Origin of the sequence: Snodgrassella alvi wkB2 (assembly GCF_000600005.1) — a bacterium.
Classification (GTDB): domain Bacteria; phylum Pseudomonadota; class Gammaproteobacteria; order Burkholderiales; family Neisseriaceae; genus Snodgrassella; species Snodgrassella alvi.
In genome coordinates this window covers 1,109,682-1,124,833 of record NZ_CP007446.1, presented here as the reverse complement: position 1 = coordinate 1,124,833, position 15,152 = coordinate 1,109,682, and the positions used below count along the sequence as shown (strand labels likewise).

The window sequence follows — 15,152 nt, the reverse complement described above, 5'->3', positions numbered from 1 at the left end:
TTTAATTACCCTAAAAGGAAAAATCATGGCCGTGATTATTAAGAACGCAGAAGAAATTGCTGCAATGCGTGTTGCTGGCCGGCTAGCTGCCGAAGCTCTTGACTACATAGGCCAGTTTATCAAACCGGGAATCACCACCAATGAAATTGATCGTCTGATTCACGATTATCATATCAATGTTCAGGGCGGCTATCCTGCCCCGTTAGGCTATGGCAACCCGCCATTTCCCAAGTCATGCTGTACTTCTGTTAATCATGTAATCTGTCACGGCATACCTGATGATAAACCACTAAAAAACGGCGACATATTAAATATAGATGTTACCATTATCAAAGATGGTTTTCATGGCGACTCAAGCCGCATGTATGCAGTCGGGGAAATCAGTCCTCAAGCACGCCGTCTCATTAACATCACTCACCAGAGTATGATGGCTGGTATTTCTGTAGTTAAACCGGGCGCGACACTTGGGGATATAGGTTACGCCTGCCAGCAAGTGGCAGAAAATGCAGGTTACTCCATGGTGCAGGAATTTTGCGGACATGGAGTTGGACGCGGATTCCATGAAGAACCACAAGTGTTGCATTATGGTCGTCGTCATACAGGATTAAAATTGCAACCCGGTATGATATTTACAATTGAGCCAATGGTTAATCAAGGTAAACGTCATTTGCGTATATTAGGTGACGGATGGACTGTTGTAACCAAAGACCACAAACTCTCTGCACAATGGGAACACGAGGTATTGGTTACTGATGACGGCTATGAAATACTCACAGTCAGCCCATTAACAGGCAAACCTTAATTCACTTTAAAATATCATAACTTTACATTTAAGCTGCACGAATATCTGATATAAGGCAATAAATCTTAATTTAGATTAATTAAAATAAATTTGTATTATCCTGTTATACCGCATTTTAATAAAACAATAGCAATATTGTATTGAATGTAAAAACAATTGTGATAATATTGATGTCCATAGATAATTATGCATAATGGTAAAACATTTTTCATAACATTTATTGATAAATTTTTATCAAAATAAATAATTATCTGTGAATGACCATATTAATTAATTCAACTAAACATAGACAACTCGCTTTTTAAGGTATAAAAATCATGAAAGCATTCAAGCCTATTAACAATGTGCGCGAAATCCGTAAAAAACTTGGTCTGAATCAGATTGAGTTCTGGAGTCAGGTTGGCGTTACTCAGTCTGGCGGTTCCCGTTATGAAGCAGGTCGTAATATCCCGAAGCCAGTTCGTGAACTGGTTCGTCTGGTACATGTTGAACAATTGGAATTAAGCAAACTTAATCGCGTAAACATGGAAGTGGCTGAACTGCTTAAAACTGAGCATCCTGATATGTATCAGCAGCTTAAAGCCAAAGTAGAAGGAAAATGATCCTCTCTGCTCATTAGCCCCTTATCAAAGCTCCGTACCTTCTCTGGACGGAGCTTTTATTTTGTATATTAAAAATTCCAACCTTATAATAAGCAAAACGATTAATTAGGATTTATACATGACACACACAGCATCTACCCTGATGCCCTTTTTCGGCCTTATTCGAGTTAGCGGCGAAGATCGCACCACATTTTTGCATAATCAACTTTCAAATGACATTAATCATCTTGCAGAAGGACAGGCATGTCTGGCAACTTACAACACAGCTAAAGGCCGTGTCATCGCCAATATGCTTCTACTTAACAGAGGAGACGATATTATTCTGATTTCTGCAGCCGATCTGTGTGAAACACTACAGAAAAAATTGCAAATGTACATTTTGCGCAGCAAAGTAAAATTGGAAACCTTACCTGAATGGGGTGTAGCAGTTTGTTTACCAAATGATATTCCTGTATCAAATACACCAGAACAACCTCAATACGTTTTATCAGCAACGATGACAAATCAGATCTGGCATATACAACTGCCAGATCACTCTTTGGTCAGTATCGGCAAAATCGATCAACTACCACCACTGAATACAGAAAATGCCCTAGCATGGAAAACTCATGAAATCACATGCGGCAATCCATGGATTAGTGCAGCTACCACAGAAACATGTGTGGCACAAATGCTCAATCAGCAGCTTATCGGTGCCGTGCATTTTAAAAAAGGATGTTATCCCGGACAGGAAATTATCGCTCGGGCCCAGTACCGCGGTCAGGTAAAACGCGGCTTGGTACTTATTGAAAGTACTACCTCGCTTTCCGACGGAGACAGCATATATGATAGCAACAATGAAGAAGCGGGGCTGATTATCAATCAGGTACAAAAAGACTCAGTTTCATTGGTACTGGCAGTTATTAAACACAATGCTGCCCAGGCGCAGCTACAATGTAACAACCAAGTTTTAAATATGAAAAAATGCTTTTTTTCTACAGCTAATGACTAACCGGTTTAAATCACAGGTAAACAGCCGATAAACAAAATTTATATTTATAAAAAGTCATGATTAACAGCACTAAAATATCCAATTAACAGATTTCATATCAACCTGTGCTACAATATGTATCTCTTTACAAGACGGCCACAGCCGTCTTGTTTTTATTGTTTTCAGAATATAAAAATCATGAGTCAGATTGCCCAGGAAGCGGCACGACGCCGCACATTTGCGATTATTTCCCATCCGGATGCCGGTAAAACCACCCTAACAGAAAAACTGCTACTGTTTTCAGGAGCTATCCTCTCTGCAGGTACAGTAAAAGGAAAAAAATCCGGTAAATTTGCCACATCAGACTGGATGGAAATCGAAAAACAGCGTGGTATTTCCGTAGCTTCATCTGTGATGCAGTTTGATTATCGTCAACATGTTGTTAACCTGCTTGATACACCCGGCCACGAAGATTTTTCTGAAGATACTTATCGCGTACTCACTGCCGTTGACAGTGCCTTGATGGTTATCGATGCTGCCAAAGGCGTAGAAGCACAAACAATCAAACTTTTAAATGTTTGTCGCCTGCGTGACACACCGATTGTTACCTTCATGAACAAATATGACCGCGAAGTTCGCGACTCACTTGAACTGCTCGATGAAGTTGAAAACATACTGCACATCCGCTGCGCTCCGATTACCTGGCCGATTGGTATGGGAAAAAATTTCAAAGGTGTCTATCACATCCTGAATGATGAGATTTACCTCTTTGAAGCCGGTGGCGAGAAGCTGCCACATGAATTTGATGTAATCAAAGGTATCAATAATTCCCGACTGGATGAGCTCTTTCCGATTGAAATTCAGCAACTGCGCGAAGAAATTGAGCTCGTGCAGGCTGCTTCAAATGAATTTGATTTAGACGCATTTTTGCGTGGCGAGCTGACACCTGTCTTCTTTGGTTCAGCTATCAACAATTTCGGTATTCAGGAAATCCTCAATGCATTGATTGACTGGGCACCGGCTCCGCAGCTCAGAGAAACACTAGAGCGGGTGGTCGAACCAACTGAAAACAAATTTTCCGGTTTTGTATTCAAAATACAGGCCAATATGGATGCCAAGCATCGCGACCGTATTGCTTTTTTACGCGTGTGTTCCGGTGAATTTACCCGGGGCATGAAAATCAAACACCTGCGTCTTAACCGAGACATTGCTGCATCCAGTGTTGTCACTTTCATGTCACATACCCGTGAACTGGTTGAAGAGGCTTTTGCTGGTGATATTATCGGTATCCCTAATCACGGTAACATCCAGATTGGCGACAGCTTCACCGAAGGAGAACGCCTCACCTTTACCGGCATCCCGTTTTTTGCACCGGAACTGTTTCGTGCTGTGAGAATTAAAAATCCGCTGAAAATGAAACAGCTGCAAAAAGGATTACAACAACTTGGTGAAGAAGGTGCAGTACAGGTATTCAGACCCCACAATGGCGGCGATCTAATACTCGGTGCTGTAGGTGTATTGCAGTTTGAAGTGGTTACTGCCCGTCTCGCCAACGAATATGGCGTTGATGCCGTATTTGAATCTGTCAGCATCTGGTCAGCACGCTGGGTATCCTGCTCTGACCGGAAAAAACTGGCTGAATTTGAAAAAGCCAACATACTTAATCTTGCTACAGATGCAGGTGGTAACCTAACCTATCTGGCTCCCAACCGTGTAAACCTGTCTCTGACAGAAGAACGCTGGCCGGATATTCGTTTTCATGAAACCCGCGAATTAACAGCACAGATTAATCAATAGATTTTCTGCATAAACAGAAGCAGCTTATTCCTTAGAGGAAAAGCTGCTTACTTTTTAGAAACATTTTATATTAATTTAAATCAATTTATTTCTACTCTGAATACATAAAATATCTGCGAATTTTATTAAGAGAAATATCATATCCCCCCAGTATATAACTTTGTAACTCTAAATTACTTAAAAGTAGCAGTAAGTATAGGATTGTTTTATTGTGCGGCGAACAAAGCATATACATTCACCCATGCTGTAAATATTGTAAAATCGCTGCTAACTTAATTAAATTACCTACTTACCCACTATAATCTAATAATAAAATTGGCTTTTTTATCTGCTAACACCCATTTGATTCCAAAAATTTTTATTTGCAGAAGTGTTTTTTATGATTTTTTGATTATAAATTGCTGATTTTGTTTTGCTTAATATTTTTCTACATAGTTTTTTCTTGAATTTTACTTTATTCAATTTTATTAATTCTCTTATCAAATCTCAATTAAACATAGAGGTTATGTTCTCTTTGATTTAAGTTACTTAATATCAAGTCGGCTATAAATTAATAATTAAAATTTTTTGTATTATTAATCTGAAATACAAGCATTAATAACAGTGCACTGGAGCCATTTTTTTATTATCTTATTTTCTTTTGATGTATATTCGATTTTATAAAAATTATTTTTATAACTTAATAATTTTATCTGATCTCCTCTAACCAAATATATTCTTGTTTTATCAGATAAATTGGGGGAATCATACAAATAACCCTTATCCACTGTAAGTTTAAATTCATATTCTTCGGGAATATATTGAGTCAACAGAAATCGGTTTATACATTCTTTAATACCAGTTGAAGGATAAAGTGAACTACAAAACTTTAAAGCATATTTTTCCGTTAATAAATTAAAATAAATATTGTACTGTTTTTGTTCTGGAATATTAGTAAAATATTGTTGTATTTCATTATTCACTAAAATTTTATTATGATTCATTAGTAAAATTAATTCATTAATCATAGCATTTTGTTCATTCAGTAAACATAATGGATAACTAAATTTATCTTCCTGACCAAATAAATAAATATCAATATTAGAATAGACCCAATTACATTTTTTATTAACTTCTTTTTCCCATTCCTGCTGATAAATATCAATATCTCTTTTTTAAAATAATTTCAGATAATTGATTTATAATAATATAATTAGCTTGTATTTTATTATCTAGATTATTAAGCATCTCATCAATTAAACTGATTTTACTAAAAGCATTGTTACTTATAAATGTTAATATAAATAATAAAATTTTCTTCATTATTTTGATCCCTTTTCAAAAAATTAACTTTTTCATCTTTTCTTTTTAATAGCTCTGTTAAATTTTTATACGATCATAATTTCATCATATTTACATGTCTTCCTTTTCCTGATTTGCATAACCATATCATCATATAAATTACCTGAGAATTATTATAAAACACACAATTTTTTATTATCATAAATTCAATATTTATGTAAATAGCATATTTATATGCTATATTACCTATTATTTTCTTTACTTGATGCTGTACATCTTTGATTAATTTAAGCAGCATTCAACTGTTTATTTACAAAATACCTAGAAATTAAACCTGAAAAGCTCAATTAATAATATATAACGTATATCATGGGGTTGATTATCTTAGAACTAATTGACTAAGAGATATATTTTAATAATTATTTTTTAGAAGATAATTAAATCTGAGAAGCCGAATATATTCATTTGCTACAGTAGCTGGGAAGTGAATTAAATAATATTTCTTATTAAGCAACATCTATTTACAAGCGTTATAATACTTGCCTACTATTTTTATAAAAAAGTATTATGTCTTTGCCTCTTTCTTCTGATGAGCTTCAGTTAAATATCAAATCGGATCTGGTTTTACGCGTTGGTAAAATTTGTCTGGCAGCAGGTACCGGGAGTTATCGCATTAAGCAGTCAATGCGTCATGTCGCTTATATGCTCGGCGTGGAAAATCAGGCACATATTACGCTTACTGAAATCAACTCTACCTGCCGTAATGGGAAACAATTTAAAACTGAGGTTACCACGATTCAAGGAGTTGGAATTAATACTAATAATATCCAATTGCTTGAAACTCTGCTGATAGAAACACAGGCCCGTTATCAGCAAATGAGTGAAAGCGAGCTGATTCGCTTTCTTGATAAATCTTTGTCAGAAATTGAAAATCAACCAGCCCTATACAGTTTACGGCAGTCAGCTTTGTTTGCTGCGGTTGCGTGTTCATCTTTTACTTTTTTAATCGGTGGTGGTTTGATTGAAATGCTGGGTGTATTTTTTGCCTCTGGTTTTGGCCAGGCGCTAAGAAAAACCCTATTACATAAACATCTGAATCAGTTTGTTGTCACCATGCTGGCCGCAGCTGTAGCTTCTAGTGTGTATTTTCTGATTATTGGCGGTAGTCATCTTTTGCTAAAAGTAAATATTCAGCACACAGCCGGCTATATAGCTTCTATGCTGTTTCTGATACCTGGCTTTCCTTTGATAACCGGAGTGCTGGATTTAGCCAAACTGGATTTTTCATCTGGTATTCAGCGTGTAGGTTATGCCATAACTGTAATTTTTTGCGCCACTTTTGCCGCATGGGTAGTTGCAGCCGGAATCCATATGGCACCGGAAGCTATGCTCTCACCTAACCTCTACCCGGTATGGACAGCTTTTTTTCGTCTGATTGCCAGCTTTTTTGGTGTACTTGGTTTTTCCCTGCTTTTTAACAGCCCGGTAAAAACTGCTTTAATGACTGCTTTTATCGGCATGTATGCCAATACTTTACGGCTGGAAATGATAGACCTGACTAATATACCTATTCAGGCAGCTTCTTTAATAGCAGCTTTTATTGTCGGGATCAGTGCATTTTATTTTAGCCGCCATAGTAAATGTCCGCGTATTGCTTTATCGGTACCGGCAGTATGTATTATGGTACCGGGCATTTATATGTTTCGCGCTATGTATTTTTTACAGCAAAACGATATTATCAATGCTATTAACTGGGGAGCACAGGCAATGCTTATTGTCTTGGCTTTACCATTAGGCTTAGTACTCGCACGGGTATGCACGGATAAAGAATGGGCATTTAATCAGCTTCCGGCTACGGAACATAAATAGCTTTTTTATTTTGAAAATTATTTATATATTTGATACAAAATAAATTGATATTTGAATTAATAATTCAAATGTAGATTGAGTATGCAAATTTTATGCTAATCTGCAAATCTCTAAAATATGATTATTATTAATTTAAGTTTTACAAAATAAAAAAAGATATCTAAATATTAGATATCTTTTTTTGGAATTCTGGTGCCCAGGAGAAGACTCGAACTTCCACACCATTGCTGGCACATGGACCTGAACCATGCGCGTCTACCAATTCCGCCACCTGGGCTTATTCACCAACACCGTTGTGCTTGTGAAGTTGTGCATTATATATTTTTGGCTAAGATTGTCAACAGTATTACTAGTACATCAGACTATATCTATTGATTATCAAAGAAAAGTATTTTCCAGCAAAGAAAATTGGACTTAACTGTGTAATCACTTTTTTACTAAATTGCTTTTATTCAAGTTTATTTCTTAGCAAATTTAGCTTATTTAGGTTTCTTAATTAAGTATGAGATTTAAAGGTATTTATTTTTTACACTCTAATAACTAAAATCGATTATGAATACGTTTATTCAAATCAGCATGTTCGAGGAACCCTCCTCTTCTCTTAAGTTGGAATTAATGTAATTATTTATATTTGTATACTTCGTTATAGCTTTAGCCCTCGCTATATTAGTCCGTTATAATAATTTTCATTAATTTTAAACAACTGTACCGATGTTAAAGTATATCTTTAAGATACAGATATTCAAAAATTATAAAGTTTATAAGCTTTTGTGAAGGTCTACAGTGGAAACTATTTGAATTGCTTTTGGAAAGAAATTTTGAAGATTGAAATCTATTACTAGATAAAGAAAATAACTTGGTGCCCAGGAGAAGACTCGAACTTCCACACCATTGCTGGCACATGGACCTGAACCATGCGCGTCTACCAATTCCGCCACCTGGGCTTTTGCATATATTGCAACTTTCAGTTAAAGTATGTCTTTAACTGAGGAAGTGCATTATATATTCTCTAAAGAGATTGTCAATACTCTATGAAAAAAAAATCAGATTTACGCCATCAAGATCCATATTTAAAACGTGAATTACAACGTTATTCCAATCCTTTACCCAGCCGGGAATGGATTATTGCTGTTTTGGATAAAGTCGGTATTCCGGTCAAAATGACTGAATTATCACAGAAACTTAATATTACTAATGAAGAAATAGTTTTTTTTGAGCGCCGTTTAAATGCTATGGCACGAGACGGACAGATTCTAATTAATCGCCGCGGTGCTGTTTGTGTAGCTAATAAACTGGCACTGGTTAAATGCCGGATTGAAGTACACAAAGACGACTTTGGTTTTGCTGTACCGTTAAACCCTGCTGACGGTAGTGATTTTGTTCTTTACGCTCGCCAGATGTGCGGATTAATGAACGGAGATATTGTCACTGTAAGACCGGCTGGTTCTGACCGTCGCGGGCGGCGTGAAGGTCAGGTGCTGGATGTCATTGAACGAGCTAATAAAGATGTGGTAGGACGACTCACAATTGAACATGGCATAGCTATGCTGGTGCCTGAAGATAAACGTCTGGGAGCAAGTATTGTGCTACAGCCTGACTCTTTGGGTAAAGCTAAAGCCGGTCAGGTTCTGGTAGCAAAAATTGAGTCCTATCCGAATGCAACTCAGGCAGCTGTGGCACGTGTTACAGAAATTCTTGGTGATTATGCTGACAGTGGTATGGAAATTGAAATTGCAGTACGCAAACATCATTTACCCTATCAGTTTAGTCAGGCCTGTATGGCTCAGGCCACTAAAATACCTGATCATGTTAAAGCTGATGAGCGAAAAAACCGAAAAGATCTGCGTGATCTGCCGCTTATTACTATTGATGGCGAAACAGCACGCGATTTTGATGATGCGGTATATGCAGAAAAAATTGGTCGTAATTACCGCCTGGTCGTTGCTATCGCTGATGTTAGCCATTATGTCCATCCTGATGATGCTATTAATCAGGATGCACAGGAACGTGCTACGAGTGTTTATTTTCCACGGCGGGTTATTCCGATGCTACCGGAGAATTTATCTAATGGCATCTGTTCCCTTAATCCGAATGTAGATCGCCTGTGCATGGTATGCGATATGGTGATTACTTATGCAGGCAATATTAAAAGTTATGAATTTTATCCGGCGGTAATGCGCTCACATGCACGGCTTACCTATACACAGGCATGGGACTGGATTAGTAATGACCAGTTTGATGACCCGATGAAAACACATGTACTGAGTTTATACCGGCTATATCAGATTTTACTGAAAAAACGCCTGCAACGTGGTGCTGTGGAATTTGATAGTGTAGAAACACAGATGCTGTTCAATCAGCAGGGTAAAATTGAACGTATTATACCGGTTGAGCGTAATGAAGCTCATCGTCTGATTGAGGAATGTATGCTGGCTGCGAATGTCTGTGCTGCAGAATTTCTCAAACATCATAAACATCCTGCTCTATACCGTAATCATGCCGGTCCGACCAGTGAGCGTCTGAATACTTTGCGTGAGCAATTATCGCTGCTTGGTTTACATCTAAATGGCGGTAGTAACCCTACTCCAAAAGATTATGCGGAACTAAGCGAAAAAATCAAAGAACGGCCTGATCGGAATGTAATCAGTATTATGCTGTTACGCTCAATGCAGCAGGCGGTTTATGAACCACAAAATATTGGCCATTTTGGTCTGGCCTATCCGGCATATACACATTTCACTTCACCAATCAGGCGTTATCCTGATCTGACTGTTCACAGAGCCATTAAGGCCATTTTACAGCATAAACAATATCAGCCAAAGTCGTGGTCTGAACTGGGTGTGCATTGTTCACTGGCAGAACGCAGAGCTGACAATGCCAGCCGTGATGTGCAAAACTGGCTTAAAACTTACTATATGCAGGACAAAATCGGTGAGGTTTTTTCCGGTACGATTTCCGGTATGGCAAATTTTGGTTTGTTTGTTACTTTAGATAATGTTTATATTGACGGCATGGTTCATATCAGCGATCTGGGTGAAGATTATTTTAATTATCATCCTGAAATGCTGGCCATTGTCGGAGAGCGTAGTGGTATCCGCTTTAAGCTGGGTGATAAAGTTGTAGTCAAAGTAGCTCGCGCGGATTTGGATACGAGCCGGATTGATTTGGTGCTGATTAGCACGAATAGTGGTAAGCGTCGCCGGACAAATAATGCGCAAAATATTCAGAAACAGCTTAAAGCCACTGTTAAACAGCCGCGCAAAGCACCCGGGAAAACTAAGTCAAACAAAACAAAAACTGCTGCCATTCAGAAGTCATATAGTAATGGTTCACGCAAAAAACCAGGCCGTAAAAAGTCCTGATGCTGCGTTATAATTGATTAAATTAATTTCTAAAAAGGCTTTTATCTGTGTTGAATCAGATAAAAGCTTTTTTATATTTTTGACTTTTTTATGTTATTAATATATTTATAAAATAATTAGTATGCGTTACTTATTTTATAAAACGTAATTTGAATGAAATAAAATATTTTTATATATTTTTCTTGTGCAGACCGTTTATTTCTGATTTTTCAAATTTAACTTTACGTTTTGCTATATGTGCTAAATTGTAATTATTTAAATTTAGAAATTATTACTCACATTACTTTAAAAAAACTGAAGTCTGTTACTACAGACTTCAGTTTTCAATGGCATTTTACTTTTAGGTAAAATACTAATCAGATGTAGGTATTTTTTACTGCTTATTTGTTTTTACCAGTAGCAGAAGCAATAGCCAGATTTTCATTGCGATTTAATGCAACGCTGGTCACACCTTCTGGGAACACTAAATCGGTCAGGTGACGAATTTCACCGGCACTGATGGTAGAAACATCCAGTTCCAATACAGCTGGAATGTTTTTCGGTAAAGCATTTACTTCTACGCTGGTAGCCAGCAGAGACACACGACCACTTTGCAATTTTTCTGCCGGAGAAATAGCAGCATTCAGCAAGTGTAGCGGAACACGAATATTGATAGCTTTATTTGCATCAACGGCCTGGAAATCAATGTGCTGTACTTGTTGTTTAAACGGATGCATCTGGAAATCACGTACAATAACGTCGTAGGTTTTGCCATTAACATCCAGTTTGATGATAGCAGTATGGAAAGATTCTTTTTCCAGTGCGTACCATAAAGTACGATGATCTACTGTAATGGCTACTGGTTCGGTACCTTCGCCGTACAATACAGCCGGTACTTTACCTTCGCGACGCAGGCGGCGGCTCGCACCAGTGCCCTGAGCTTCACGGATTTCTGCTTTAATTTCGTAAGACATAACTACTCCAAAGTTAATAATGCCGTCATCGGCCGCGACCAGCTTAAGACGGCTTGGGGGTATTAAGGGAGAAACATTGCTCCCGGTATGGCCACATCTTCATTGAAAAGATATGACACAGATTCTTCGTTACTGATACGACGTACAGTTTCTGCAAGCAGGCCTGAAATACTTACCTGACGAATCCGATCACATTTCTGTGCAGCTTCAGATAAAGGAATAGTATCAGTGACTACAACCTGATCGATTTCTGATGAAGCAATACGCTCAATCGCCGCTCCGGAAAATACCGGATGAGTAGCATAAGCCAGCACGCGTTCTGCACCGCGTTCTTTTAATGCTGATGCAGCTTTACATAAGGTATTTGCTGTATCAATCATATCATCAATAATCAGGCAGGTACGATTCTGAATTTCACCGATTACATTCATTACTTCTGCCACATTGGCTTTTGGCCGGCGTTTATCAATAATGGCCAGATCAGTGCCCAGTGTTTTTGCTACGGCACGGGCGCGCACTACACCACCGATATCAGGGCTGACAACTGTCAGATTATCAATGCGCTGCTTTTCAATATCATGCACCAGAATGGGGGTAGCATAAATATTGTCTACCGGAATATCAAAAAAGCCCTGAATCTGGTCAGCATGCAAGTCAACTGTAAGTACGCGGTCGATACCAGCAGAATACAGCATATTGGCTACCAGTTTGGCAGAAATCGGCACACGTACTGAACGCGGACGGCGATCCTGGCGTGCATAGCCGAAATAAGGAATGGCTGCAGTAATCCGTCCGGCTGAAGCACGCTTGAGTGCATCAGCCATTGTCAGGATTTCCATTAAGTTATCGTTAGTCGGTGCACAGGTAGGCTGTACGATAAATACATCACGACCACGTACATTTTCAAGTAATTCAATTGCAATTTCGCCATCAGAAAATTTTCCAACTGAAGCACGTCCCAGAGAAATATCCAAGTGTCTGGCTACGTTATTTGCCAGCTCCGGATTCGCATTGCCGGTAAAAACCATCAAACTGTCGTATGCTGCCATTTCTGTTGTACCTGAGTCCTGTTTTGGTTTGGTTTGATTTGTGTGAGGTAGATTAAACATTAATCCAAAGCTTTCATATCACCACTTGGGTTGTAGTGTATCTGTCATTTAAACAAGTAATGGCTTTCAACGTTATGAATTTCGTTGCTCATTTCGCTGTTAACCCGTTTACGTTACTTTTAAATTCAAAAGCAATGACCACCTCTTTGAAAAATATTCTGTATATACTGATAGCTGCAAGTATCATGGTTAAAACAGATTTAATCAATCAATTTTGCCGATACCTGATAGCAACACAACAAAATAGTAACACTATTCTATTACTAGGATTGAAACTGTATTGCATTTTTCAGGCTTAAACATGCTAATTATCACAAAAAGTGAAAACAGTTATACAAACTTGCTTGTTTCCCGATTGGAAGTTTTCCGTACGGGATTAATGGCAAATTATATCACTTATGGCAATCTGCACGTGCTATAAAATAACAATTTGTCATTTACACATTAAATAAGCGTGTAAGTAAACTTACACGCTTATCTGAATTGGCTGGGGAGGTAGGATTCGAACCTACGCATACCGGAATCAGAATCCGGGGTCTTAACCACTTGACGACTCCCCAATAGGGTTTACTGCTTATTTGCTCGAAATGTGGCTGGGGAGGTAGGATTCGAACCTACGCATACTGGGATCAAAACCCAGTGTCTTAACCACTTGACGACTCCCCAATGCTTTTTATCAAGCAACTGGCTGGGGAGGTAGGATTCGAACCTACGCATACTGGGATCAAAACCCAGTGTCTTAACCACTTGACGACTCCCCAACTACACACATCATTGATAAAACGGATGCCTCGTCAGGGAAGCAACACAATATGCCTGATGCGCGCAAGAAACTTTATTGTAAACAGCTTGCGCTGCACTTTCAGAATTAAATGACAAAAATACACATGCACCAGAACCACTCATCATTGGTGAACCGTATTCAGCCAAAACATCAAATGCCGCTTTTACTGCTGGATACTCAGCTAAAACAACGCTCTGCATATCATTGCGCCAGTGCTGTCCTGCTTGGAAGTCTGGCATTATCCGTGGCTTGGAATCACGTGTCAAGTCTTTATGTGCAAATATTTTCGGTGTACTGACATGCACCGGAGGCTTGATAATCACATACCATTGTTTTGGCAAAGATATCGGGCTTAATTGCTCACCAATACCGCGAGCAAATGCACTTTGTCCAAAAATAAAAAACGGCACATCTGCACCTAAGCGCACGCCAAGCTGTAATAGTTCTGTCTTACTCAGATTAAGCTGCCACAATCGGTTAAGCACCATTAATACGACTGCCGCATCCGCACTGCCACCCCCCAGTCCGCCACCAACAGGAATCTGTTTTTCCAGCCAGATATCCACTCCGTGTTTAGTACCGGTATGGTCGGATAATAACCGGGCTGCACGCACACACAAATCCTGTTCTTCAGTAATGCCGTCAGTTGGCGTATGTAACTTTATGCAGCCTGTCTGATTTAGGCTGAACCAGATATGATCATACAGCTCAATCAGAGTAAAAATGCTTTCAAGTAAATGGTAGCCGTCGGCGCGCCGTCCGACGATTCTCAAATCAAGATTCAGCTTGGCCGGCGCCAGAAAATGCCGTGCATCAGCTGCTGGAGATTTATTCATATTTTTAAATAATTAATCAGGATAATCTTTGACGCAATTCGCATTGTGCTGATTTTGCACTATCATCAGTATCTGTATATTCATCAAACACCAGTCTGATGTCGAAGCGTGCATTATTTAACAGTACAATACGCGGATTATGACTTCCGTTTTGTTGCTGACGCTGGATAATCCAGCCAGACTGTTTAAGTTTGCCGTTGGGCAATAACTGATAAGGTTCATCTGCAATCCAGTATCCCTGCACCCATTGATTCAAGTGATCAAACGGAAGCACAAAACCAAGCATACGCTGGCTTAACTCCTCAATACTGGCTGCAGTAATTACCTGCCCTTTACTGTCTTCTGCAATTACGCCTGAGCTGTCAGTACATAAAACCCCTACACTATTACCCAATGGTGTTTTAACTTCAATCGTTTGTACGCTACCGGTATTCTGCCAGCTAAAATTTGCATAGCTTCCTTTACCCTGATCTTTGATGGCCAGACGTCCGGAACTGTCAAAACCGGAAACATCATTTTCGTTACCGGCCTGCCAGTCTGATGCTAATGTTATTCTGTCCGGTATGAGGCTGCTACAGGCACTTAAAGCCAGGCTGGTAATAGCTGCTGCCAGATAAAGATTTTTTTTACGCAAATATGAATATATCATTCTTGTTCCGGTATCTATAATGTCTATTATTGTAATATTATCAGAATTAGTTGTATGAGCTGTGTAAAGTTAATTTTGTGTTTTAGAATTAAACAAATAGCTGCCGTTAACACTTGATGCATACGGCAGCTTTTTCGG

11 protein-coding genes and 5 tRNA genes are annotated in these 15,152 nt (G+C 38.6%); 6 read left to right on the top strand and 10 right to left on the bottom strand.

What is annotated here, in order from left to right; genetic code table 11:
* Positions 1–25 precede the first annotated feature (25 nt).
* From map to SALWKB2_RS05150, 4 genes are all read left to right on the top strand, one after another.
* Positions 26–802 (top strand): type I methionyl aminopeptidase, encoded by a 777-nt coding sequence (map, locus tag SALWKB2_RS05165; RefSeq protein ID WP_025330613.1) that lies wholly within the window; start codon positions 26–28, stop codon positions 800–802.
* 317 nt (positions 803–1,119) lie between these two features.
* The gene (locus tag SALWKB2_RS05160; protein ID WP_025330612.1) at positions 1,120–1,404 is read left to right on the top strand and encodes a helix-turn-helix domain-containing protein; all 285 of its coding nucleotides are present in this window, start codon (positions 1,120–1,122) and stop codon (positions 1,402–1,404) included.
* Between the two features lie 118 nt (positions 1,405–1,522).
* Positions 1,523–2,395, top strand: a complete 873-nt coding sequence (gene ygfZ, locus SALWKB2_RS05155; protein WP_025330611.1) for a CAF17-like 4Fe-4S cluster assembly/insertion protein YgfZ — start codon at positions 1,523–1,525, stop codon at positions 2,393–2,395.
* A 177-nt stretch (positions 2,396–2,572) separates the two neighbouring features.
* Positions 2,573–4,171 (top strand): peptide chain release factor 3, encoded by a 1,599-nt coding sequence (locus SALWKB2_RS05150; protein ID WP_025330610.1) that lies wholly within the window; start codon positions 2,573–2,575, stop codon positions 4,169–4,171.
* A 575-nt stretch (positions 4,172–4,746) separates the two neighbouring features.
* Here the strand turns inward: SALWKB2_RS05150 and SALWKB2_RS05145 are convergent.
* On the bottom strand, positions 4,747–5,178 hold the full coding sequence (locus tag SALWKB2_RS05145; protein ID WP_025330609.1) for a hypothetical protein: 432 nt from the start codon (positions 5,176–5,178) through the stop codon (positions 4,747–4,749).
* A gap of 841 nt (positions 5,179–6,019) precedes the next feature.
* Here SALWKB2_RS05145 and SALWKB2_RS05135 point away from each other — a divergent pair.
* Positions 6,020–7,321, top strand: coding sequence for a threonine/serine exporter family protein (locus SALWKB2_RS05135; RefSeq protein WP_025330607.1), 1,302 nt, complete (start codon positions 6,020–6,022; stop codon positions 7,319–7,321).
* A gap of 190 nt (positions 7,322–7,511) precedes the next feature.
* Here the strand turns inward: SALWKB2_RS05135 and SALWKB2_RS05130 are convergent.
* Both SALWKB2_RS05130 and SALWKB2_RS05125 read right to left on the bottom strand, forming a co-directional pair.
* A tRNA-Leu gene (locus SALWKB2_RS05130) sits at positions 7,512–7,598 on the bottom strand.
* A 580-nt stretch (positions 7,599–8,178) separates the two neighbouring features.
* A tRNA-Leu gene (locus SALWKB2_RS05125) sits at positions 8,179–8,265 on the bottom strand.
* A gap of 87 nt (positions 8,266–8,352) precedes the next feature.
* Between SALWKB2_RS05125 and rnr the strand changes: the two genes are divergently transcribed.
* Positions 8,353–10,683: a ribonuclease R gene (gene rnr / locus SALWKB2_RS05120; protein WP_025330606.1), complete on the top strand. Its 2,331-nt coding sequence runs from the start codon at positions 8,353–8,355 to the stop codon at positions 10,681–10,683.
* 380 nt (positions 10,684–11,063) lie between these two features.
* On the opposite strand, the gene SALWKB2_RS05115 is transcribed toward rnr, so the two are convergent.
* From SALWKB2_RS05115 to lolB, 7 genes are all read right to left on the bottom strand, one after another.
* A complete protein-coding gene (locus SALWKB2_RS05115) occupies positions 11,064–11,636 on the bottom strand; it encodes a 50S ribosomal protein L25/general stress protein Ctc (RefSeq protein ID WP_025330605.1) in 573 nt (190 codons plus the stop codon).
* 62 nt (positions 11,637–11,698) lie between these two features.
* Positions 11,699–12,685 (bottom strand): ribose-phosphate pyrophosphokinase, encoded by a 987-nt coding sequence (locus SALWKB2_RS05110; RefSeq protein WP_025330604.1) that lies wholly within the window; start codon positions 12,683–12,685, stop codon positions 11,699–11,701.
* A gap of 544 nt (positions 12,686–13,229) precedes the next feature.
* Positions 13,230–13,305, bottom strand: a tRNA-Gln gene (locus SALWKB2_RS05100).
* Positions 13,306–13,335: 30 nt separating this feature from the next.
* Positions 13,336–13,411, bottom strand: a tRNA-Gln gene (locus SALWKB2_RS05095).
* Between the two features lie 19 nt (positions 13,412–13,430).
* Positions 13,431–13,506, bottom strand: a tRNA-Gln gene (locus SALWKB2_RS05090).
* Positions 13,507–13,516: 10 nt separating this feature from the next.
* On the bottom strand, positions 13,517–14,365 hold the full coding sequence (ispE, locus tag SALWKB2_RS05085; RefSeq protein ID WP_025330602.1) for a 4-(cytidine 5'-diphospho)-2-C-methyl-D-erythritol kinase: 849 nt from the start codon (positions 14,363–14,365) through the stop codon (positions 13,517–13,519).
* Positions 14,366–14,381: 16 nt separating this feature from the next.
* Positions 14,382–15,014 carry a lipoprotein insertase outer membrane protein LolB gene (gene lolB / locus SALWKB2_RS05080; RefSeq protein WP_051506436.1) on the bottom strand — a complete coding sequence of 211 codons (633 nt, stop codon included), beginning with the start codon at positions 15,012–15,014 and terminating at the stop codon, positions 14,382–14,384.
* Positions 15,015–15,152: the final 138 nt, after the last annotated feature.

Coding starts and splice junctions, on each gene's coding strand:
- map (WP_025330613.1), top strand. CDS start 26: ATGGCCGTGATTATTAAGAACGCAGAAGAAATTGCTGCAATGCGTGTT.
- SALWKB2_RS05160 (WP_025330612.1), top strand. CDS start 1,120: ATGAAAGCATTCAAGCCTATTAACAATGTGCGCGAAATCCGTAAAAAA.
- ygfZ (WP_025330611.1), top strand. CDS start 1,523: ATGACACACACAGCATCTACCCTGATGCCCTTTTTCGGCCTTATTCGA.
- SALWKB2_RS05150 (WP_025330610.1), top strand. CDS start 2,573: ATGAGTCAGATTGCCCAGGAAGCGGCACGACGCCGCACATTTGCGATT.
- SALWKB2_RS05145 (WP_025330609.1), bottom strand. CDS start 5,178: ATGATTAATGAATTAATTTTACTAATGAATCATAATAAAATTTTAGTG.
- SALWKB2_RS05135 (WP_025330607.1), top strand. CDS start 6,020: ATGTCTTTGCCTCTTTCTTCTGATGAGCTTCAGTTAAATATCAAATCG.
- rnr (WP_025330606.1), top strand. CDS start 8,353: ATGAAAAAAAAATCAGATTTACGCCATCAAGATCCATATTTAAAACGT.
- SALWKB2_RS05115 (WP_025330605.1), bottom strand. CDS start 11,636: ATGTCTTACGAAATTAAAGCAGAAATCCGTGAAGCTCAGGGCACTGGT.
- SALWKB2_RS05110 (WP_025330604.1), bottom strand. CDS start 12,685: ATGGCAGCATACGACAGTTTGATGGTTTTTACCGGCAATGCGAATCCG.
- ispE (WP_025330602.1), bottom strand. CDS start 14,365: ATGAATAAATCTCCAGCAGCTGATGCACGGCATTTTCTGGCGCCGGCC.
- lolB (WP_051506436.1), bottom strand. CDS start 15,014: ATGATATATTCATATTTGCGTAAAAAAAATCTTTATCTGGCAGCAGCT.